This is a genomic window from Rhizobium sp. BK650, from assembly GCF_014195325.1.
Taxonomy (GTDB): domain Bacteria; phylum Pseudomonadota; class Alphaproteobacteria; order Rhizobiales; family Rhizobiaceae; genus Rhizobium.
In genome coordinates this window covers 371,985-392,441 of record NZ_JACIBK010000001.1, presented here as the reverse complement: position 1 = coordinate 392,441, position 20,457 = coordinate 371,985, and the positions used below count along the sequence as shown (strand labels likewise).

General features: G+C 60.1%; 20 protein-coding genes. 13 read left to right on the top strand and 7 right to left on the bottom strand.

The annotated features are described in order from the left end of the window. Positions 1–158: 158 nt before the first annotated feature. Positions 159–410, top strand: coding sequence for a CopG family ribbon-helix-helix protein (locus tag FHX15_RS01885; RefSeq protein ID WP_184393169.1), 252 nt, complete (start codon positions 159–161; stop codon positions 408–410). Between the two features lie 68 nt (positions 411–478). On the opposite strand, the gene FHX15_RS01880 is transcribed toward FHX15_RS01885, so the two are convergent. After that, complete coding sequence (locus FHX15_RS01880; protein ID WP_184393167.1) at positions 479–2,335, bottom strand: ABC transporter ATP-binding protein; 1,857 nt, start codon at positions 2,333–2,335, stop codon at positions 479–481. Positions 2,336–2,716: 381 nt separating this feature from the next. Here FHX15_RS01880 and FHX15_RS01875 point away from each other — a divergent pair, with 381 nt between their 5' ends. Next, a complete protein-coding gene (locus FHX15_RS01875; RefSeq protein WP_184393166.1) occupies positions 2,717–3,178 on the top strand; it encodes a tRNA (cytidine(34)-2'-O)-methyltransferase in 462 nt (153 codons plus the stop codon). Between the two features lie 184 nt (positions 3,179–3,362). Beyond that, complete coding sequence (locus FHX15_RS01870) at positions 3,363–5,009, top strand: Na/Pi cotransporter family protein (RefSeq protein ID WP_184393165.1); 1,647 nt, start codon at positions 3,363–3,365, stop codon at positions 5,007–5,009. 2 nt (positions 5,010–5,011) lie between these two features. On the opposite strand, the gene FHX15_RS01865 is transcribed toward FHX15_RS01870, so the two are convergent. Next, positions 5,012–5,272, bottom strand: a complete 261-nt coding sequence (locus FHX15_RS01865; protein WP_184393164.1) for a hypothetical protein — start codon at positions 5,270–5,272, stop codon at positions 5,012–5,014. Between the two features lie 146 nt (positions 5,273–5,418). On the opposite strand from FHX15_RS01865, the gene hemF reads away from it, so the two are divergent. From hemF to FHX15_RS01850, 3 genes are all read left to right on the top strand, one after another. Beyond that, positions 5,419–6,330 carry an oxygen-dependent coproporphyrinogen oxidase gene (gene hemF, locus FHX15_RS01860; protein WP_184393163.1) on the top strand — a complete coding sequence of 304 codons (912 nt, stop codon included), beginning with the start codon at positions 5,419–5,421 and terminating at the stop codon, positions 6,328–6,330. Between the two features lie 119 nt (positions 6,331–6,449). Beyond that, complete coding sequence (locus FHX15_RS01855) at positions 6,450–6,725, top strand: hypothetical protein (protein ID WP_184393162.1); 276 nt, start codon at positions 6,450–6,452, stop codon at positions 6,723–6,725. A gap of 125 nt (positions 6,726–6,850) precedes the next feature. Then, positions 6,851–7,036, top strand: coding sequence for a DUF1059 domain-containing protein (locus tag FHX15_RS01850; RefSeq protein WP_184393161.1), 186 nt, complete (start codon positions 6,851–6,853; stop codon positions 7,034–7,036). Between the two features lie 2 nt (positions 7,037–7,038). On the opposite strand, the gene FHX15_RS01845 is transcribed toward FHX15_RS01850, so the two are convergent. Genes FHX15_RS01845 through FHX15_RS01835 form a run of 3 tightly spaced genes read right to left on the bottom strand, consistent with a single transcriptional unit; the run spans position 7,039 to position 9,562 of the window. Then, positions 7,039–8,295, bottom strand: a complete 1,257-nt coding sequence (locus FHX15_RS01845) for a CCA tRNA nucleotidyltransferase (protein ID WP_184393160.1) — start codon at positions 8,293–8,295, stop codon at positions 7,039–7,041. Further along, positions 8,292–8,942: a CoA pyrophosphatase gene (locus FHX15_RS01840; protein WP_184393159.1), complete on the bottom strand. Its 651-nt coding sequence runs from the start codon at positions 8,940–8,942 to the stop codon at positions 8,292–8,294. Before FHX15_RS01840 ends, FHX15_RS01845 begins: the two co-directional genes overlap by 4 nt. After that, positions 8,939–9,562: a DUF1285 domain-containing protein gene (locus FHX15_RS01835; RefSeq protein WP_184393158.1), complete on the bottom strand. Its 624-nt coding sequence runs from the start codon at positions 9,560–9,562 to the stop codon at positions 8,939–8,941. Before FHX15_RS01835 ends, FHX15_RS01840 begins: the two co-directional genes overlap by 4 nt. A gap of 160 nt (positions 9,563–9,722) precedes the next feature. Here FHX15_RS01835 and FHX15_RS01830 point away from each other — a divergent pair, with 160 nt between their 5' ends. Genes FHX15_RS01830 through FHX15_RS01810 form a run of 5 tightly spaced genes read left to right on the top strand, consistent with a single transcriptional unit; the run spans position 9,723 to position 16,979 of the window. Next, positions 9,723–10,733: a MoxR family ATPase gene (locus FHX15_RS01830; RefSeq protein ID WP_184393157.1), complete on the top strand. Its 1,011-nt coding sequence runs from the start codon at positions 9,723–9,725 to the stop codon at positions 10,731–10,733. 13 nt (positions 10,734–10,746) lie between these two features. Next, entirely contained in the window at positions 10,747–11,667 is a 921-nt protein-coding gene (locus FHX15_RS01825) for a DUF58 domain-containing protein (protein WP_184393156.1), read from the top strand. Further along, positions 11,664–14,486, top strand: coding sequence for a DUF4159 domain-containing protein (locus tag FHX15_RS01820; protein ID WP_184393155.1), 2,823 nt, complete (start codon positions 11,664–11,666; stop codon positions 14,484–14,486). The genes FHX15_RS01825 and FHX15_RS01820 overlap by 4 nt, the downstream gene beginning before the upstream one ends. Position 14,487: 1 nt before the next feature. After that, complete coding sequence (locus FHX15_RS01815; RefSeq protein ID WP_184393154.1) at positions 14,488–16,560, top strand: hypothetical protein; 2,073 nt, start codon at positions 14,488–14,490, stop codon at positions 16,558–16,560. A gap of 2 nt (positions 16,561–16,562) precedes the next feature. Further along, a complete protein-coding gene (locus FHX15_RS01810) occupies positions 16,563–16,979 on the top strand; it encodes an N-acetyltransferase (protein ID WP_184393153.1) in 417 nt (138 codons plus the stop codon). 96 nt (positions 16,980–17,075) lie between these two features. On the opposite strand, the gene FHX15_RS01805 is transcribed toward FHX15_RS01810, so the two are convergent. Further along, positions 17,076–17,627 (bottom strand): N-acetyltransferase, encoded by a 552-nt coding sequence (locus FHX15_RS01805; protein WP_312861450.1) that lies wholly within the window; start codon positions 17,625–17,627, stop codon positions 17,076–17,078. A gap of 231 nt (positions 17,628–17,858) precedes the next feature. Between FHX15_RS01805 and FHX15_RS01800 the strand changes: the two genes are divergently transcribed. Next, positions 17,859–18,848, top strand: a complete 990-nt coding sequence (locus tag FHX15_RS01800; protein WP_184393152.1) for a glutathione S-transferase family protein — start codon at positions 17,859–17,861, stop codon at positions 18,846–18,848. A gap of 3 nt (positions 18,849–18,851) precedes the next feature. Here FHX15_RS01800 and FHX15_RS01795 read toward each other — a convergent pair whose 3' ends face one another. After that, positions 18,852–19,331, bottom strand: coding sequence for an NUDIX domain-containing protein (locus FHX15_RS01795; protein ID WP_184393151.1), 480 nt, complete (start codon positions 19,329–19,331; stop codon positions 18,852–18,854). Between the two features lie 68 nt (positions 19,332–19,399). On the opposite strand from FHX15_RS01795, the gene FHX15_RS01790 reads away from it, so the two are divergent. Next, complete coding sequence (locus tag FHX15_RS01790; RefSeq protein ID WP_184393150.1) at positions 19,400–20,308, top strand: metallophosphoesterase; 909 nt, start codon at positions 19,400–19,402, stop codon at positions 20,306–20,308. Positions 20,309–20,457: the final 149 nt, after the last annotated feature.

Sequence of the window (20,457 nt, the reverse complement as noted above, 5' to 3'; positions counted from 1 at the left end):
GCGATATAGGCCCGTTCAGAAGTGCGGCAAAGAGAATACGGCACCGGCAAAAGCTTATATTTTGGTAATGATCGGTAATATCGGCGTCATCTTTATTGATATGGGTAGAAGCGAGCACGATCTCATGCCATGATCGCGCCTTACCGGAGACCGCGGATATGGAAACGAAAACGCTCAATGCGCATCTTCCGCTTCCCCTTGCTGAAAAGCTCGATGCCCTTGCGGATGCGCTGGACGTGCCGCGCGACAGGATCGTGGCGGAAGCCATAGCAGATTGGATCGATCGCGAGGAGCGGCAGCGCATCTTCACGCTGCAATCGCTCATCTCGAACTCCATCATGGTGGTGGAACATCATCGCGTCATCGACTGGGCCGACAGCCTCTGCGCCGATCGCGTCCGCACGCTCTAAACTGCAGATTCACGTTTCAAATAAATAAAAGACAGCCCTCCCCACTTACGCGGGAAGGGCTGTCTTTTTTACTGCGCTGCGACCTCGGCCTCTTCCTCGTGATCGGCAAGGAAGCCACCGGACTGGCGGTTCCAAAGGTCGGCATAGATACCACCATGGCTCACCAGTTCGCTATGCGTGCCGCTTTCGATGATGCGGCCCTTGTCGAGCACGATAAGCCGGTCCATCTCGGTCAGCGTCGACAGGCGATGGGCGATCGCGATGACCGTCTTGCCCTCCATTAGCGCAAAAAGGTTCTCCTGGATCGCCGCTTCCACTTCGGAATCGAGCGCCGATGTCGCCTCGTCGAGCACCAGGATCGGCGCGTCCTTCAGGAAGACGCGGGCGATCGCGATACGCTGACGCTGGCCACCGGAGAGCTTTACTCCGCGCTCACCGACCTGCGCGTCGAGCCCCTTGCGACCCTGCATGTCGACAAGCCCTTCGATAAACTCCCAAGCATTTGCCCGCCTTGCCGCTTCGATCACCTCCTCGTCGGTCGCGTCGGGGCGTCCATAGGCGATGTTGTCGCGGATCGAGCGATGCAGCAGCGACGTATCCTGCGTCACCACGCCGATCAGCGCACGGAGGCTATCCTGCGACACCTCGGATATATCCTGGCCGTCGATGGTGATACGCCCCGACTCCAGATCATAGAAGCGCAGGAGCAGGTTCATCAGCGTCGTCTTGCCGGCGCCGGAGCGTCCGACCAGACCGACCTTTTCACCGGCCTTGATATCGAGCGACAGGTTGTCAACGACGCCTTTGCCCTTGCCGTAGTGGAAGCCGATGCGTTCGTAATGGATCGCCCCCTTCTTCGCCGTCAGCTGGGCTGCACCGGGCTTATCGACGATATCGTGCTGCTTCGACATCATCTCCATGCCGTCATAGACGGTGCCGATGTTTTCGAAGAGCGCCGAGACTTCCCACATGATCCATTGCGACATGCCGTTGACGCGCATCGCAAGACCGATGGCGATGGAGATCGCACCGACCGAGATCGTGCCGTTCAGCCATAGATAGATGGACAAGCTGGAGATGATGAACAGCGAGATGCAGTTGTTCAGGTAGACGCTCATGTGGAAGAGCGTGACCTTGCGCATCTGCTGGTGCACCGTATCCAGGAATCCGTCCATACTTTCCTTTGCATAGACCTCTTCGCGGCCAGCGTGAGAAAACAGCTTTACGGTGGCGATATTCGTGTAACTGTCCACCACGCGGCCTGTCATCAGCGAGCGCGCATCCGCCTGCTGTGCCGCAATCTTGCGAAGCCGCGGCACGAAATAGGCGACGATGCTGACATAAACGCCGAGCCAGACGAGGATCGGCAGCATCAGGCGCCAGTCGGCAGCCGCGATGATGACGATCATCGACAGGAAATAGGTCACGACATAGACGAAGACGTCGAGGATTTTCATGACCGTTTCACGTACGGCAAGCGACGTCTGCATGACCTTGGTAGCAACGCGACCGGCGAACTCGTTGGCAAAGAAGGTCATGCTGTGGCGCAGCAGGAAGCGGTGCATCTGCCAGCGAGCGATCATCGGATAATTTCCGAGCATCATCTGGTGCATGATGAGGGAATCGAGACCGGCAATAAGCGGCAGACCGATCAGCACCAGAGCGCCCATCCAGACAAGCTTATGACCTTCATTTTGCAGAAAAGTCGCGCGGTCGGCGTTCGTCAGCCAGTCGACGATATCGCCGAGAAACCGGAAAAGAGCAACTTCGCCAACGGCGATCAGGGCCGTGAGAAAGGCCATGAGCGCGAGCCAACCCGCTGCGGGCTTCGTGTAGTGCCAGCAGAAGGCAAAAAGACCCTTCGGCGGCGCAACCGGCTCCTCGCTCGGAAAGGGGTTAAGTCGCTGTTCAAACCAGCCAAACATGAAAATCGCTCCGGAACGTCCGCGTTCCGGCCCCGGCTTCGCACCCGAGGGCGCATGCAAGCACATATGGGAACCGGAGGCTCAAGGGGCGAGGCCATGACGGCCGCGCAATTATTCAAATGGGCAATGGGGAAAGAAAAAGCGCTTACGCGCGCCAGATCGCCAAGCGTGGCATTACGCGCGGGAGGCGCATCAGCACAAAAATATCCATGTCGGCGCTCCCTGTTGGCGATTGAAGATATGCACCAATAACGCGAAAATGCCTGAATTTCTAGCCCCTCCAAAGCAGAAAGTGACTATTGAATAGTCAAAAAGCGTCTTGTTGCCTCAAAATCACAGTTCGGGTAGGCCAATTTCGCATCACGGCAACGGACAACTCTGATGACAGATCTCAGACTGGCGCTCTATCAACCCGATATTCCCGGCAATACCGGAACAATCCTGCGCCTCGCCGCCTGCCTGGGCTTTGCGGTCGATATCATCGAGCCCGCTGGCTTCGATATATCTGATCGAAGCCTGAAGCGCGCTGGTATGGACTATCTGGCCGCCGCCGCCCTCACCCGCCATGTCAACTGGGAACGCTTCGAGGACTGGCGTATCGGAACCGGTCGCCGCCTGATTCTCGCCACGACAAAAGCATCACAGCGCTACACGGATTTCGCCTTCCGTCCCGACGACATCCTGCTGTTCGGCCGCGAAAGCGCGGGTGCGCCCGATCACGTCCATGATCGTGCCGACGGCCGCATCCTGATCCCGATGGTGGAAGGACAGCGTTCGCTCAACCTTGCCGTCTCCGCCGCGATGACCGTTGGGGAAGCGATGCGGCAGACGGCTTGGTCGTAAACCTGCGCCATGCCGATCCCCGGTGATCTTTATGTCGCAAACCGCGCTTTGAATTGCCGCAAAGGCCTCTATATTACTTAGCCAGGCAATCAACAAATCTGCACAAGCAGTGAGATTCCAAAGATTTACTCGGCTACAAGATGTAGAAACGAGAGACTGCAAAAGCAAGAAAAAGAACAATTCCATGGAATCCACGATCGTCATGATCAACCTGTTCGGCGCTATTGCGCTGCTGCTCTTCGGCCTTGCGCAGGTCAAGGACGGTGTCACGCGCGCCTTCGGGGCGCGCCTGCGGACAGGGCTCGCGACTGGCACCGCAACCGGGCCCCGCTCGATCCTGTCCGGATTCCTGGCAACGATAGCCCTGCAGAGTTCGACGGCAACAGCGCTCATGACAGCCTCTTTCGTTGAGCGTGATCTCATCAAGCCGCGCATGGCCCAGATCGTTCTGCTCGGCGCCAATGTCGGCACTGCTGTGACCGCCTGGATAGTCGCAACCGGCATCGAATGGCTTTCGCCCCTTCTTATCCTCGCCGGCATCGTGCTCTATCGTGGAAAATCCAGTGCCCGTCATGGCGGCGGCGCGGCATTGATCGGTATCGGTCTGATGCTGCTCTCGCTCCATCTGCTCGGCAGCGCGACAGAACCGATGCGCAATTCGCCGGCGCTGGCTGCCTTCATCGGCTTGCTTGGCGACGCTTGGCCCGTTGCGCTCGCGCTGTCTGCAGCGCTTGCCTTCGTCTCATCATCGAGCCTTGCTGTCGTCGTCCTGATCCTGTCGCTCGCTGCAACAGGCATCGTATCGCCTGAACTGATTATCGTTCTCGTCCTCGGCGCCAACCTGGGCGGCGCGATTCCGCCCGTTATCGCTACCCTCTCCGGCCCCGCCTCGGCACGACGCGTCACGCTCGGCAATCTCATCGTGCGCACGCTCGGTTGCCTGATTGCGCTGCCGCTTACCGGCTACGCCGCACCGCTCCTGCAGATGCTGCCTTTCGGCCTGACCAAGCTTCCGGTCGATACCCACCTGATCTTCAACATCCTCCTCGCTGGGCTCGCCTGGCCTTTTTCGCGGATGCTCTCCACTTTCACCGCCCGCCTCGTGCCCGACGATGCGCAGCCGGATCAGGGACCGAAATTCCTCGATTTGCAGGAATTGTCGACGCCGGTCATGGCGCTGGCCAGTGCGACGCGCGAGGTGCTCAGCGTCGGCGATCTCATCGAACGCATGCTGCTGCGCACCTCGGACGCTTTCAAACACAACGACATGTCCAAACTCGCCGAGATCCCGGCGCTCGAAAAGCGCGTCGACATGCTGCAGCAGGAGGTGAAAGTCTATCTGTCAAGGCTCGGGCGCAGCGGTCTGAGCGATGAAAATGCACGCCGTTCAATTGTCATCATCGATTACGCGATCAATCTCGAGCATATTGGCGATATTATCGAAAAAGGCTTGCTGGAGCAGGTCGGCAAAAAGGTTTCGCTGGGTCTGAAATTCTCCGAAGACGGTTATAGCGAATTGCGGAAGCTGTTCGATCTGACGATCGACAACCTGCGCGTCGCCCAGACGATCCTCGTCACCCGCGATTTCAACCTCGCCCGGCAGATGATGGAAGTGAAGGTCGAAGTTCGCCGCATGGAGAAGCAGTCGGCAGAGCGGCATCTGGAGCGCCTGCGTGACGGACGCGCCGACAGCTTGCAGACGAGCTCGCTCCATCTTGATATGCTGCGCGACCTCAAGCGTATTAATGCTCACATTGTTTCAGTGGCGCACCCAATCCTCGACGAAAGCGGCTTGCTGATCGAAAGCCGCCTGCGCAATGCGGCTGAGTAAGCTCAATCGGCGGACGGCAGGCGGCGCATGGTGAACTCGATCTGGTCACCCTCAAGCTGACGCCAGCTCTCGACTTCGGTCCAGTAAGCGGCCTTTGGATATTCATCGAACCATTCGCGCGCCTTGGCACGGGCCTCGATAAGTCCCATTCTGTATGTCTCGCGGACGAAGTGATCCTTCTGCTGGGCGGACGCCTCTGCCCGATGCCTTGCGATCCTGCGCTTCAAGCCTTCAAAGGGCGGAGGCCCCGGAATTTTCGCCATGAAACCTACCTCTGGATGGAAAGGTAGTATCGAAATTCAGCCTTTGCGAGTCGAATCTTGCAAGCCCTCGCAGGTGTCTCCCTATGGTAGCGAGCGCGTGCGGCACCTGCTAAACCGGAAGCGTAATCAGGAAAAGAGCGAATCGCATGGAAAGACCGGAACTGCCAATCGGCCTGCCCGAAGACATCGAGGACAAGAAGACCGCCGCCCGAACATGGTTCGAGAAACTAAGGGACACGATCTGCGCGTCGTTCGAAGCTCTGGAGGACGAACTCGAAGGCCCGCTTTCCGATCAGGAGCCCGGCCGCTTCGTCTCCAAGGACTGGTCGCGCGAAAACGGTGCCGGCGGCGGTGGTCTCATGTCGATGATGGAAGGGCGCGTCTTCGAGAAGGTCGGCGTCCACACCTCCACCGTCTTCGGTGAATTCGCGCCTGACTTCCGAGCGCAGATACCGGGCGCCAGCGAGGATCCGCGTTTTTGGGCATCCGGCATTTCGCTGATCGCCCATCCTGTCAATCCTAACGTGCCGGCTGTTCACATGAACACCCGCATGGTTGTCACCACAAGCCGCTGGTTCGGCGGCGGCGCCGACCTGACGCCGGTGCTTGGGCGCCGCCGCACGCAGGAGGACGAGGACACACAGCTCTTCCACAAGGCCATGGAAATCACCTGCCGCAACCATCCGGTCGCCGATTACGACGCCTACAGGAAATGGTGCGACGACTATTTCTTCCTCAAGCACCGCAACGAGCCGCGCGGCGTCGGGGGCATTTTCTACGATTGGCTGCACTCCCGCGAGGAGGCCGGCGGCTGGGATGCCGATTTTGCCTTCACACGGGATGTCGGCCGGGCCTTTTCCATGGTCTACCCAAAAATCGTTCGCTCAAACTTCAACAAGGAGTGGACCGAGGCCGACCGCGACGAACAATTGATTCGCCGCGGCCGCTATGTCGAGTTTAATCTGCTCTATGACCGGGGAACGATCTTCGGCCTGAAAACCGGCGGCAACGTCGAGTCCATTCTTTCATCTCTGCCGCCCGTCGTGCGCTGGCCCTGAACTCCGCGCCAACTGATAAATTTGAAATACTATTCCAGTAAAATCGCGTTGAAAGGCCTTCATCAGAGCTGAGTGCGTCCTAAATGAGTCTTGTGCGTTACAATCGGAGGAGGATTGTCATGACGGTACAAAGCGGCTCGTCTGCTTCTGCAGATATCCAGGAAACGTCCCGCGCAGTCGACGCGCCCGAGTTTCTAACGCGCATCGCCGAAGACCTGAGAGCAAAAAGCGGCTCCGACCTGCCGCTCTCCTGCTTTATCCAACAGGTGAAACTGCAGCTCGCAGGCGGCAAAACTCCGGAAGAACTTCAAGAGCAGGCAACACGTGCTGCCAACAGCAACATGCCCGCTCACCTTTCGGACACCTACATGGCTTGGGCAATGCCCCATTCATAAGCAGGCCTTTCGGCCGACGTTCCAGGTCGGCCGAAGTTTTCCTCCCCGGAACCTTCTCCATTGCCGCACATTTCCCAATCGCGCGAAAGCGTGATGGTTCGGCATTCCAGAGACAGGAGAAAACCATGCGACTTTTCGAATGCGGTACGCTCGTTCCCGGATGCGATTGGCACACCAGGGCCGATAATGATGCTGAAGTCGTTCGCCGCGCCGTCGAGCATATGCGAACCGCGCACGGCGAAACGGTCATTCGCGAAAATATGGTGGACAATATCAAGGCCCGCATCCGCGACGAAGCGAACGCGGCCTGATCTCAACCGACAATCTCCGAAAGCCGGGCGAGCAATGCCGCCCGGTCTGAGACGAAATTCTCCTCCACCCACTGGTTTTCCAAGGTCGACAGGATTTCGCCGACCTTCGGACCGGCGGATATACCTGCGGCCATCACGTCCCCGCCATTCAGCGGAAACTGCGGCTTCTTCCAGACGCGCGCATGATCCAGAAGCTTCGAAAGCCGCGCCGAACGGCTCATCTCATCGAAGCTGCCATTCTCGGCCTTGCCCCGAGCAACACCAAGCGCCAGTTTCAATCGCACGACAATGCCGTCTGCGCCATTTCTGTAGAGCAGCTTCTCGAAAGCAGCAGCGGAGATTTCGTCATTGACCGGGGCTGCCTTGGCCCATGCGCTGAAATAGGCCGCTTCGGCATTCGAGAGTTTCAAACGTGCGGCCAACGCCTCCAGCCGCGTCAGATCGGGCGGGATGATCGAGGCAAGGCGCAACAACGGATCGGGCGCCCAATCAAGCGCCTTCTCCGTCGAAACAAGCGCTGGAATGGCGTCGATGCCCCATTTTTCCGTTTCCGGCAGGATTTCCGTTAGAACCGAGACCTGCCGCATCCAGAGAAGCGCGCGTCCCGGGTCTTCCGCCGATAAAAGCTTCCTGAGCTCTGACCAGACACGCTCGGCCGAGAGCGTTTTCAGCTTCGAGCGCGCCGAAGAAGAAGCTTTCAGCCCCTCCGCGTCGGGCCGGCCGGAACCGTACCACGCAAAGAAGCGGAAGAAGCGCAGGATGCGTAGATAATCCTCGGCGATCCGCGTCGCCGCATCCCCGATGAAGCGAATATTCCGCTTCTCGATATCGGCAAGTCCGCCGACGAGATCGATCACGTCGCCCGCAGCATTTGCATAGAGCGCATTGATGGTGAGGTCGCGCCGCTCGGCATCGGACTGCCAGTCCGTGCTGAAAGCAACCTTAGCACGACGCCCGTCCGTTTCCACGTCGGTGCGCAGCGTTGTCACCTCGAAAGGCCGGCCATCGATTACGAGCGTCACCGTGCCATGAGCAACCCCTGTCGGTACGGCCTTGATGCCAGCCGCAGCTGCCCGCTCCATCACCGCCTCCGGCAGCAGCGTGGTGGCGATATCGATATCGGCGACCGCCAGCCCCATCAGGCTGTTGCGCACCGCTCCCCCGACCACCCGCCCCTCTCCGCCGTCAGCGTTCAGCAGCGCAAAGACCCGAACGAGCGCCGGATCCTGAAACCATGGCTGGTCGGCGACTGAGGTCATGCATAGAGCCTTTCATAGAGGGTGCGGACGATGCCGGCGGTGATGCCCCAGATCATTCGCGTTTGATAGGGCATGCGGTAGAAATGCCGGTCGATTCCGTCGACCATGCGCTTGTCCCTGTTGTGATTGGCCGGGTTCATTAAGAAGGAAAGCGGCACCTCGAAAACATCGTCCACCTCGACCGGATTGAGCTGCAGCGAAAAACCGCGTCGCACCACACCGAGAACGGGCGTGATGCGGAAGCCGGTAGACGACAGATAGTTTGGCAGCCGCCCGACCGTTTCGACGAAGCTGCCGCCAAGGCCGATCTCCTCTTCGGTCTCGCGGATCGCTGCCATTTCGGGCGAGACATCGTCGGCATCGATGGAGCCGCCCGGAAACGCGATCTGGCCGGAATGCTTGCGAAGCGTCGACGTCCGCTTGGTGAAGATCACCTTCGCCTCATCGCCATCATCGACAACAGGCACCAGCACGGCCGCGTCGCGCAGCTTGAAGGTCTCGACCAGCGCAACGATATCGGGATTGAGTACATGGTCGCCGTGGTCACGCCAGGCGTGGTCGATAGGTGCGCCGATCTGGTTTAGCGCGCGGCGACGGAACTCGGCGGCCGAAAACGGGGAACAGGTCCTGCTGATCGCTTCGCTCATCGGGAGGCTGCTTCCAGTTCGTTGGCCGGCATGATCGGAAAAATCTCGCCGCCGGAGCGAATGACGAACATCTCCCGGCCGGCGACTTCGACCACTTCGCCCAGTTCGACCAATTCATACATTACGGCGCGTGACACGAGCGCTTCAAGCCGTCCTCGCACATGCAGATAGGGTTTCAGTTCGCTGTCTTTGCCATGCCCTGGGAAACGCAGAGAATGCTCCTTCCCGGCTTCTACGATATCGCCAACATTGGTGCGGAAGGTCAGGATCTGCTGTCCATCCCGCTCGCTGGCATTCATCTCTACGGCGACAAAAGGCGCATCAACGACCCTGATGCCGACCTTTTCCACAGGAGTTACGAGATAGGTCTTGCCGTCGTCATCTTTGCGTAAAACGGTCGAAAAGAGCTGAACGAGCGGCTGTCGGCCGATCGGCGTGCCCATATAGAACCATGTGCCATCCGCCCGTATTTCCATGTCGATATCGCCGCAAAAGGGCGGATTCCATTTCTCAACAGGCGGCAATCCGCGCTTTTTACCGGATTTCGCCTCGGAAGCGCGCGAAATCAGCGCGGCAAGTCCCGCCGCATCCGCCGTATGCCTCATTTCCTCGGCTGCCATTCTTCTGTCCCGGTTTGCTTTTAACCAAATACAGTCACGAGATAGTCATTTGAAACAAACTTGTCAGCCCGCAACATCTTCATAACTGTATCAGGTATGAGGCACGCCTATTAAAGTCAGACGATTCGCAGCCGAATGATTTCAGCCATTGGAGATGCCCATGGGTATGATCAAGACCGAAGCCAGCCTCGATGAACAGGCGATTGTCGCCGCCGCAGAAAGAGCGCTATCCGATATCGCCGCCATTCGCACGGAAGTTTCCAAGGTTATCTTCGGTCAGGAAAGCGTGGTTGAAAACACGCTTCTCGCCGTTCTCTCGGGGGGGCATGCCCTTCTCGTCGGTGTTCCCGGTCTTGCCAAGACGAGGCTGGTAACGACGCTCGGCGAAGTATTAGGCCTTGCCGCAAACCGTATCCAGTTCACGCCCGACCTGATGCCGTCTGATATTCTCGGTTCCGAAGTCATGGACCAGGACGAGAGCGGCCGCCGCTCATTCCGTTTCGTCAAGGGCCCGGTCTTCGCCCAACTCCTGATGGCAGACGAAATCAACCGCGCCTCGCCGCGCACTCAGTCTGCACTGCTGCAAGCGATGCAGGAATATCATGTCACCATCGCCGGCCAGCGCTATGATCTGCCTTCGCCCTTCCACGTTCTGGCAACGCAGAACCCTCTGGAGCAGGAAGGTACCTATCCGCTTCCCGAAGCCCAGCTGGACCGCTTCCTTCTGCAGGTCGATGTCAACTATCCCGAGCTTGCAGCCGAACGCCAGATCCTGCTGGAAACCACAGGCCTCACCGAAGCCAAGCCGGAACCGGTCATCAATGCCGCGCGTCTCGCTGAAATCCAGACCCTCGTGCGCCAGATGCCGGTTAGCGACACGGTCGTCGACGCCATCCTCTCGCTGGTGCGCTCTGCCCGTCCGGGCCAGGGCAATGCGTCCACCGACAAGCATGTCGCCTGGGGTCCCGGCCCGCGCGCCGGCCAGGCACTGATGCTCTGCGCCCGTGCCCGCGCACTCTACGAAGGCCGCTTGGCACCCTCGCTCGACGATATCTACGCGCTCGCCGAGCCCGTTCTCGAGCACCGCATGGCGCTGACCTTCGCTGCCCGTGCGGAGGGCATGTCGGTGCGCGACGTCATCGCGGGGCTGGTCAAGCAGGCAAAGGGATAAGGAAGCGCAGCGCGTGGCAGCCATCGGACAGATCGTCAACCCGACGTCAGGCAATGATGCCCTTTCCCGCGCAAGGCAGCGGGCTGCCCTTGTTCCGGATTGCTTGGTCGAAGCCAAGCGCATTGCCAATACCGTGATTGCCGGCTGGCACGGCCGCCGCAAACGTGGCATCGGCGAGAATTTCTGGCAGTTCCGTCCGTATAGCGAAGGTGAGAGCCTCTCTCGCATCGACTGGCGCCGCTCAGCCCGCGACGATCATACCTATGTGCGTGATCGCGAATGGGAAGCAGCTCACACGATCTGGCTCTGGGCGGACATGTCGCCCTCGATGATGTACAAGTCGACCTATGGCAGCGTCTCCAAGGAAGGAAGGGCGCTGGTCATCATGTTGGCGCTAGCGGAAATCCTTGCCCGCTCCGGAGAACGCATCGGCTGCCCCGGCGTCATGGAACCGATCTCCGCCCGCAATGCCGCCGAAAGGCTCGCAGCCGCCCTGATGCATACGCCGCTGACCGGCGGTCTGCCGGAAACCGTCATGGTCCGCGGCTGGAGCGATCTGATCCTCATCGGTGATTTTCTCGATGACGCGCCGTCCATCATGGCACGGCTCGGCCCTCTTGCCCGCCGCGGTCTGCGCGGCCACGTCGTAGAGGTCGCCGACCCCGCAGAAGAAATCTTCCCCTACAGCGGCCGCACCGAATTTTCCGATCCTGAGACCGGTGAAAGATTGACCTCCGGCCGAGCCGAAGGCCTGCGCGAAGCCTACCGCAACGCCTATCTCGCCCGCCGCGAAAATCTCGGCCAGTCGCTGCGCCACCTTGGCTGGACCTTCGTCACCCACCGCACCGATCATCTTGCATCCGAAGCGCTGGTTGCCGTCCATATGTATCTTTCCGGCATGCCGGCAAAGGCAACGCATGGAGGACAGTTTTGAGCGCGCTTCCCTTTGCCTTTGCCTATCCCGCCATCCTCGGCGCGCTGATTGCCCTTCCCGTCATTTGGTGGCTGTTGCGGCTGACACCGCCGCGCCCGCAGGCGGAGGTCTTCCCGCCCCTGAAAATCCTCGCGACGGTGCTGAGGCGCGAGGAAACGCCGGCACAAAGCCCCTGGTGGCTGACGCTGCTGCGCATGCTTCTGGCGGCGGCGATTATCTTCGCCATCGCCGATCCGGTCGTCAATCCGCGTACCGGCACGATCGCATCGGGTGGTCCTCTCGTCCTCTTCGTCGACAATAGCTGGGCTTCGGCGCCCGATTGGGAGCGCCGCGTTCAGACCGCCGACGCGCTGATCGGCGACGCCGAATCCGCAGGTGCTGTCGTCTCGATTGCCTTCACCGCCGATCCGACCAACGACGCGACACCCGGCACGGCCCCGACCGCCCGCGAAAAGCTGCGTGCCGCCGAGCCGAAACCGCTCGTACCGGATCGCCAGCGCGCATTCGAGGCGCTGCGCGCAGCTCTCAACGGCGTACATCCGGGTACGCTTGCATTCCTCACCGACGGAGCGGCAAGCAGCGACAACGACGCCACGATCCGTCAACTCTCCGATCTCCGGCCTGCCGAGTTGCGCGTCATCGAAGGCGATGCCGCCCAGACGGTCGCAATCTCCGGCGCCACCAATACGGCCGATGCGATGACAGTGAAAGTGACACGCCTGAGCCCCACTGGCGCAGCCTCCGTTCCGCTCAACGCGCAGGACGCCCAGGGTCGCGTGATTGCCACCGGCAGGGCCGACTTTGCGCCCGGCCAGACTGCCGTCAATGCCGGCATTTCGGCCCCCTTCGAGATGCGCAACGATTTTGCCCGCGTCGGCATCAATACGGGCGCCACAGCAGGTGCGGTGCATCTGCTCGACGATGCCTTCAAACGTCGCAGGGTCGTGCTTCTCTCAGGCGAAAGCGGCGATGAGTTCCAGCCGCTGTTGTCTCCTCTCTACTATATTCAGAGGGCGCTGGAACCCTATGCGGATCTGGTGCGGCCGACCGATGCCAATCTTTCGGTTGCCATTCCGAAACTGCTCGCCAACAATCCCTCCGTCATCATCATGGCCGATATCGGCCGCCTGCCGGAGGACACCTATGCGCCGCTGCAGCGCTGGATATCGAATGGTGGCATGCTGCTGCGCTTTGCAGGTCCGCGCCTGGCCGCGGCGCCCGCCGAAGATCCGTTGATCCCGGTCATCCTGCGTCAGGGTGAACGGGCGCTCGGCGGCAGTCTGTCCTGGAGCGAACCGCAGGCGTTGGCGGAATTCCCAAATTTCGGCCCCTTTGCCGGCATACCGCGGCCGACGGACGTGACGGTCAGCCGCCAGGTACTGGCCGAGCCGACGCCCGATCTTGCCGAGCGCACCTGGGCAAGCCTCGCCGATGGTACCCCGCTCGTGACCATGAACAAGCTGAGTGCCGGCCAGATCGTCCTCTTCCATGTAAGCGCCGAGGCAACCTGGTCGAACCTGCCGATTTCAGGCACCTTCGTCGAAATGCTGCGGCACCTCATCCAGATCTCGCGGTCCGGTGGCGTAACCTCGGAATCGTCTGGAAGCGCGCGTGTTGCCGATACCCTGCCACCCTTCCGTATGCTGACGGCCAAGGGCACGCTGGTCACGGAGACCGGCAATGCCCGTCCGTTGATCCCGAATGCCAAATCGGCTCCCGTCGCCAATTTCGACAACCCGCCCGGCCTATACGGCTCTGAGGATGGTTTTGCGGCACTGAACGTGCTGCCTGAAAATGCAGACCTGAAGCCCCTCGATATGAATGGCGTCAATGTCGTGCGCGCCGGTCTCGTCGGCGGCGAAAGCTGGTCGGCGAAGCCTCTTCTCTTCTTCATCGCCTTCCTGCTGCTTCTCGCTGACAGCCTGATCGTGCTCTTCATGAACGGCGCCTTCTCCCAGATGCGTCCGCGTGCACGTACTGGAGCGACGATTGCCATCGCACTTGCGGCCGGCCTGATGTTGCGCCCGGACATCATGCATGCCAACGATGCGCAGCCGGGCGACGACGTCATCATGCAGCGGCTCGACAATACTCATCTCGCCTATGTGGTAACGGGCGAGCAGGATGTGGACAACATTTCGGAGCAGGGTCTCGACGGCCTGACGAAATTCCTGACCTACCGCACGACCCTCGAGCCGGCTCCGCCCGTTGGCATCGATCTCACTAAGGATGAGCTTTCCTTCTACCCGATCATCTACTGGCCGGTTTCGGCGACCGCGCCGATGCCGTCCAACGCCGCCATCAGCCGCATCGACGCCTATATGCGCAATGGAGGCACGGTGCTCTTCGATACACGCGATCAGATGGATTCGCTCGAAGGCAGCAGTGACACGACCGCCAATGGCCAGCGTCTGCAGCAGATCCTTGCCAATCTGGACATTCCGCCGCTCGAGCCCGTCCCGCACGATCACGTGCTGACCAAGTCCTTCTATCTCCTGTCCAGCTTTCCCGGCCGCTACACAGGCAGCCCGCTCTGGATCGAAGCGCGGCAGGGCGGCGGCCAGAGCCAGAACAACGCCAATAAGGCCGCCGCGGCCGCAGACGGCGTTTCGCCGATCCTAATCACCGCAAACGATTTTGCCGGCGCGTGGGCCATCGATGAGAACGAAATGCCGGTGCTTCCCACTGTACCGCCGGATGAGACGCAGCGCGAATATGCCTTCCGCGCCGGCGTCAACATTATGATGTACATGCTGACCGGCAACTACAAGACAGACCAAGTCCACGTGCCCGACCTGCTCGAACGGCTGGGGCAATGACATGACGCTCGATTATTCGCCCTTTTTGCCCTGGCCCCTTCTGGCGGCATTGACCGCCATCGTCCTCGTGATCGCCGCTTTCGCAATCTGGCGAGGCATCCGCGGCGCGTGGATTCGCACCCTCTCGGCTCTCGCGCTGCTCGCAGCTCTCGCCAACCCGGTGTTGCTGCAGGAAGATCGCGATCAACTTTCGACCGTTGTCCCTATCATCGTCGACCGCAGCCAGAGCCAGCAAACGGCAGATCGCATGACGATGACAGACGACGCGCTTGCCTCGCTGAAGACGCAGCTCGCCCGCTTTCCTCAGATCGAGCCCCGCTTCGTTGACGTGAACGAGGACCGCAATTCCGACATGCCCTCCACGCGCCTCTTCGAGGCCTTGGCCGCCTCCGTAGCCGATGTGCCTCCCTCGAGGGTCGGCGGCGCGATCATGCTGACGGACGGCGAGGTGCATGATGTGCCCGGCGTCAATCAGGCGCTCGGTTTCGATGCCCCGATCCATGGCCTGATCACGGGCAAACCGAATGAATTCGACCGCCGCATCGAAGTCATCAAGGCGCCCCGCTTCGGCATCGTCAACGAGGAGCAGCAACTCGTGCTGCGCGTCTTTGACGATGGCCCGAGCCCGGGTGGCATTGCCAATGTGACCGTACGTCTCAACGGCGACGAGATTGCGACATTACAGGCGACGCCCGGCCAGGATACGCCCTTCTCCTTCAAAGTGACGCGCGGCGGCGCGAACGTGCTGGAATTCGCAGTCGCGGGGATTCCAGGCGAGGTGACGGAGGCCAATAACCGCGCCGTTCACATTATCGACGGCATCCGCCAGAACCTGCGCGTTCTCCTTGTTTCGGGGGAGCCGCATGCCGGCGAGCGCGCCTGGCGCAATCTCTTGAAGTCCGACGCCTCCGTCGACCTCGTGCATTTCACCATTCTGCGTCCCCCGGAAAAGCAGGACGGCACGCCGATCAACGAACTATCGCTGATCGCCTTCCCCACTCGAGAGCTCTTTGTCGACAAGATCAAGGACTTCGACCTGATCATCTTCGACCGCTATCAGGATCGCGCCAATGTGCTGCCGATGCTCTATTACGACAACATCGCGCAATATGTGGAGAATGGCGGAGCGCTTTTGATTGCTGCCGGTCCCGAACATGCAAGCCCGGAATCGATCGCAATGACGCCGCTCGCTTCCGTGCTGCCGGCCGAGCCAACCGGCCGGATGATCGAGCAGGCCTTCTACCCCCGTCTTTCCGAACAGGGCCGCAAGCACCCGGTCACCCGCGGGCTTGACGGGTCTGCCGACGAACCGCCCCATTGGGGCCGCTGGTTCCGTAGCGTTGATGTCGCCCGGCCACAGGGCCAGACCGTCATGGTCGGGGCCGATAACCATCCGCTCCTCGTTTTGAACCGCGCAGGCCAGGGACGCGTCGCCATGCTGCTTTCCGACCAGGGCTGGCTTTGGGCGCGCGGCTTCGAGGGCGGCGGTCCGCATGTCTCGCTCTATCGCCGCATCGCCCACTGGCTGATGAAGGAACCAGCACTTGAGGAAGAGGCGCTGACGGCGCGCACCTCCGGTCGCACGCTGGAAATCACCCGCCAGACGATCGGCGATGCGCCGGGCGACGCCATCGTGCGTTACCCCTCCGGCAAGACTGAAAACCTGCCGCTGATGCAGACCGAACCCGGTCTTTACAAGGCCGAGAAGCGTATGGACGAAATTGGCCTTTTCGAAATCCGTAACGGCAATCTGACAACGCTCGCCCATGTCGGCGCCGTTGATGCACCGGAATTCAAAGCGATGATTTCGACGACATCAGCGTTGAAGCCGATCACCGATAAGAGCCGCGGCTTGGTTGCCCGCGTCGTCAACAATGCCGGCGCGATCAACGTTCCGCCGATCCTGCCGGTCCGCGGTCAGGTGCGCGTGACCGACAATGACCGCATGCAGATCCGGCTGACCAACGAAACCGTGCTGAAAGGCATTAATACCCTCCCGCTCTTTGCCGGATTTGCTGGTGTTGGAATTCTGCTTATCGCCTTCGGCGCCATGTGGTGGCGTGAAGGACGCTGACAATGCCGGAGTTCGAACTCACCGCCTCCCCCTCGCCGGAAGACCTCGCCGTCATCGCTGATGGCCTGACTGCTTTCAACGCGGCCGATGTCGGTCCGTCGGAGCGTCAGCCGCTTGCTGTTCTGATCCACGATACCGATGGAAAGGTCTCCGGCGGCCTGTCCGGCTTCACCGCCTGGGGCTGGCTCTTCGTGCAGATGCTTTACATTCCTGACATGCTGCGCGGCAGCGGCATAGCCGGCAAGATGCTCGCAGAGGCGGAAGAGGAAGCCGCTGCCCGCGGCTGCCGCGGCGCCTGGATCGACACCTTCAATCCGCATGCGCTTAGCGCCTACAAACGCCAGGGCTACGAGGTCTTCGGTGAACTGCCGGATTTTCCCGCGGGAAGGACGCGAACTTTCCTCAAGAAAATGCTCTGACGAGTGCAACTCTAGCAAAAGTGCCCGGCGTTTGCGTCCGGAATTACAAAAGAAGAGATAAAGTACGTCCGTGATTTGAAGAAGAACGGAAGTGCTCTATCGCCGCCAGGCGATCTTGCCCTTCAGCCGCGCATGCGTGTCTTCGGCGATCGGCACGACGAGCACGCGACTCGGATCGACAGGACCTGGAAAAGTCAGCGCGCCATAAGCGACCTTCTGAAAGCCAAGCGGGCAATAATAGGGCGGATCGCCAACGAGAATGACGGCCTCCGACCCCTTGCGTTTGGCGGCCTCAACTGCGATGCGCACCAGTTCCCGCCCAATGCCCTTGCCCTTGTGCGACGGCCGCACTGCGAGCGGCCCCAGAAGATGACCCTTCACCGTTCCTGCCAGCACTGGCGTCATCCGCACCGAAGCGATCGTCTCGCCGTCATCGGCGCAAACGAAGGAGAGCGAAAGGTCATGCGGCCCCTGTTCGCGAATACGGGCAGCAGCACGTGTATGCCGGCCTGGGCCGAATGCTTCTTCGTTGATGAGTTCGATAGCGGCGTCGTGAGACGCATCCTCGGTGAGGTAGACGAGATCGTGCTTGTACATGAGCATAGAAACAGAGACCGGATAGACGAAGATATATGGGTTCGCGAACACGCCGTCAGGCGTTCGGGAGCATCAGCGTCGTCGTAGGCCTCTGAGAATAGACATCAAGCAGGATTCCAGAAATTTGTAGGGAAGGCGGATAGCAGGAAAAATTTCTGCCGTCTATTGCAAAAATTCTGTCGGGATTCAGGTGGCTGAGACGCAGTGTTCAATCTTTGTCGCCTGCAAAACGCGGCATGATGCGATATTTATCCCGCAACGATCAATTTTAGAGGTGAAGTTATGGGCATGCTGGTGGACGGCGTCTGGCATGACGTCTGGTACGATACGAAGGAAACAAAGGGCCATTTCAAGCGCCAGCCGTCGCAGTTCCGCAACTGGATCACGGCGGATGGAGAGGCAGGCCCGAGCGGGAAAGGCGGCTTCAAGGCCGAGCCTGGTCGTTATCACCTTTACGTTTCCCTCGCCTGCCCCTGGGCGCACCGCACGCTGATCTTCCGCAAGCTGAAGAAACTCGAGGACCTGATTTCCGTTTCGGTCGTCGATCCGCTGATGGTGGAAAATGGCTGGGAGTTCAAGGTCGGCAATGGTGCTACGGGCGATCAGCTCTTCGGTTCGAAGACCCTCTGGGAAGTCTATGTGAAGGCCGATCCGCACTATTCCGGCCGCGTTACAGTGCCCGTGCTCTGGGACAAGAAGACCGGCACGATCGTCAACAACGAGTCGGCCGAAATCATCCGCATGTTCAACAGCGCCTTCAATTACCTGACGGGATCGACGGCGGACTATTATCCGGAAGACCTGCGGGCCGACATCGATGCACTGAACGATGTCATCTACGATACCGTCAACAACGGCGTCTACAAGGCGGGATTTGCGACCACGCAGGCCGCCTACGAGGAGAATGTCGTCAAGCTTTTCGAAACGCTCGACAGGCTCGATGAACGCCTTGGCAAGGGTCGCTACCTTTTCGGCGATCGCCAGACCGAAGCCGACTGGCGCCTCTTCACGACGCTGGTGCGTTTCGACCCTGTTTATGTTGGCCACTTCAAATGCAACATCCGCAGGATCGCAGATTACTCCAACCTGCAGGGCTACCTGTGCGACCTCTACCAGACGCCTGATGTGGCGGAGACGGTCAATTTCAGCCACATCAAGCAGCATTACTATCGCAGTCACAAGACGATCAACCCGACCGGCATCGTGCCCGTCGGTCCGGCGCTCGATCTCGACCGGCCACATGGCCGTGACAAGTTCGCAGCAGCCGCCTAAGCTTCACCAGTAATGCGCCGGCTCTGCTTCACCGCGGAGCTCGGCGAGCCTTCGCAGCGTCGCTTCGGTCGTTTCTTCGGGCAGATTGTCGATCTCGAAGAAGCCGCTCTCGACGATCTCCCAGTCCGGCGGCCGCGGCGCAGTCTGCTCCACGGTGGCACGGTAGAACACCACATGATCGCGCCGAGTGATGTTGGTGTTGAAATAGACGTGAAAGAGCTGCGGCTTGCCGACGATCTTGAGATTGCCTTCCTCCCGCAATTCCTTGATCAGCGCTTCTTCTGCGGTCTCGTTTCGCTCCAGCCCGCCCCCCGGCATATGCCATCCGCCGGTATAACCGTGACGAACGAGAAAGAGACGGCCCTGATCATCGAAGCAGGCTGCGCGCACCCCCATCGTCATGCCGCGTGCGAAGGAAAAATACACGTGCAGCAGTCGTACCAACACTTTCATGTGAAGGGGCCATGTTTGTTTGTCTGCCATGGGCTCTTTCATACTCTCATCGGGCGGATGTATTTGAATTGTAAATAAGCTGGTCTATGTGTCGTTGCATGTTCAAGCTCGCGCATATCTCTGACGTCCATCTTGGACCCCTGCCCCGTCTTTCCATTCACGAACTTTTTTCGAAACGTATTACGGGCTTTGTGAACTGGCATCGCAACCGGCGCAAGCATCTTTTCGGCAGCACGCTCGATCTGCTGCTGGACGACATCCGCACCCATAAGGCCGACCATCTGGCCGTAACCGGCGACCTCGTCAACCTGGCAAGCGGCATCGAGATTCGCAGCGCGGCAGCCTGGCTGCGCGAACTGGGCGATCCCGCCGCCACCTCGGTCGTGCCCGGCAATCATGATGCTTATGTGCCCGGCGCTTATGAGAAGTCGATGCGCGCCTGGTATGACTATGTCCGCGGCGACCTCGCTCCTCCGGAATGGGAGGAAGACAGGCACATCTTTCCCTACCTGCGTATCCGAGACAAGGTCGCAATCGTCGGCTGCTCTACCGCCGTTGCAACCCCACCCTTTGCGGCCTCCGGCTTCTTCGGCGCGCGCCAGGCACGTGATACGGTCAACATGTTGCGCGCTGCCGGCGAGGCCGGTCTATTCCGCGTCGTCATGGTCCATCATCCCCCGATCCGCGGCGCCACCTCTTTTTACAAACGCATGATCGGTATTCGTCGTTTCGCGGCTGTCGTTTCCACCGGTGGAGCAGAGCTCGTGCTGCATGGTCACACGCATCTCAACACTCTTCACTGGCTGCGTGGGCAGACCGGCCCGGTGCCGGTCGTCGGCATCGCTTCGGCCTCGCAGGGGCCGGGCGGCATCAAGCCCCGCGCCGCCTATAATCTCTTTTCCATTTCTGGCTCCCCGGGCGCCTGGGACTTGAAGGGCGAACGTTTCAGCATCAACGACACGGCCGATGGCATGATGCCGAAAAGCGTTGATATTTTCGCGCTTTAGACGCGGTTATGGAACCAATCTCGGCGGCCGTTGAATCAAAACGTGAAGAGTGGTCGCCGACATCGCAACAGAGGCAATAAAGGCCGCCAAGCCTCTTGGTATTTTTAATCGTCGGCGTAAAATTCAGCAACCGCAGCGCTTCAAAACGG

What these genes read in the sequence shown, in the direction of transcription:
- FHX15_RS01795 (WP_184393151.1), bottom strand. Translation starts at nt 19,331, where the DNA reads ATGGCAGACAAACAAACATGGCCCCTTCACATGAAAGTGTTGGTACGA.
- FHX15_RS01865 (WP_184393164.1), bottom strand. Translation starts at nt 5,272, where the DNA reads ATGGCGAAAATTCCGGGGCCTCCGCCCTTTGAAGGCTTGAAGCGCAGG.
- FHX15_RS01850 (WP_184393161.1), top strand. Translation starts at nt 6,851, where the DNA reads ATGCGACTTTTCGAATGCGGTACGCTCGTTCCCGGATGCGATTGGCAC.
- FHX15_RS01800 (WP_184393152.1), top strand. Translation starts at nt 17,859, where the DNA reads ATGGGCATGCTGGTGGACGGCGTCTGGCATGACGTCTGGTACGATACG.
- FHX15_RS01815 (WP_184393154.1), top strand. Translation starts at nt 14,488, where the DNA reads ATGACGCTCGATTATTCGCCCTTTTTGCCCTGGCCCCTTCTGGCGGCA.
- FHX15_RS01855 (WP_184393162.1), top strand. Translation starts at nt 6,450, where the DNA reads ATGACGGTACAAAGCGGCTCGTCTGCTTCTGCAGATATCCAGGAAACG.
- FHX15_RS01845 (WP_184393160.1), bottom strand. Translation starts at nt 8,295, where the DNA reads ATGACCTCAGTCGCCGACCAGCCATGGTTTCAGGATCCGGCGCTCGTT.
- FHX15_RS01870 (WP_184393165.1), top strand. Translation starts at nt 3,363, where the DNA reads ATGGAATCCACGATCGTCATGATCAACCTGTTCGGCGCTATTGCGCTG.
- FHX15_RS01830 (WP_184393157.1), top strand. Translation starts at nt 9,723, where the DNA reads ATGGGTATGATCAAGACCGAAGCCAGCCTCGATGAACAGGCGATTGTC.
- FHX15_RS01880 (WP_184393167.1), bottom strand. Translation starts at nt 2,335, where the DNA reads ATGTTTGGCTGGTTTGAACAGCGACTTAACCCCTTTCCGAGCGAGGAG.
- FHX15_RS01840 (WP_184393159.1), bottom strand. Translation starts at nt 8,942, where the DNA reads ATGAGCGAAGCGATCAGCAGGACCTGTTCCCCGTTTTCGGCCGCCGAG.
- hemF (WP_184393163.1), top strand. Translation starts at nt 5,419, where the DNA reads ATGGAAAGACCGGAACTGCCAATCGGCCTGCCCGAAGACATCGAGGAC.
- FHX15_RS01810 (WP_184393153.1), top strand. Translation starts at nt 16,563, where the DNA reads ATGCCGGAGTTCGAACTCACCGCCTCCCCCTCGCCGGAAGACCTCGCC.
- FHX15_RS01790 (WP_184393150.1), top strand. Translation starts at nt 19,400, where the DNA reads ATGTTCAAGCTCGCGCATATCTCTGACGTCCATCTTGGACCCCTGCCC.
- FHX15_RS01835 (WP_184393158.1), bottom strand. Translation starts at nt 9,562, where the DNA reads ATGGCAGCCGAGGAAATGAGGCATACGGCGGATGCGGCGGGACTTGCC.
- FHX15_RS01875 (WP_184393166.1), top strand. Translation starts at nt 2,717, where the DNA reads ATGACAGATCTCAGACTGGCGCTCTATCAACCCGATATTCCCGGCAAT.
- FHX15_RS01885 (WP_184393169.1), top strand. Translation starts at nt 159, where the DNA reads ATGGAAACGAAAACGCTCAATGCGCATCTTCCGCTTCCCCTTGCTGAA.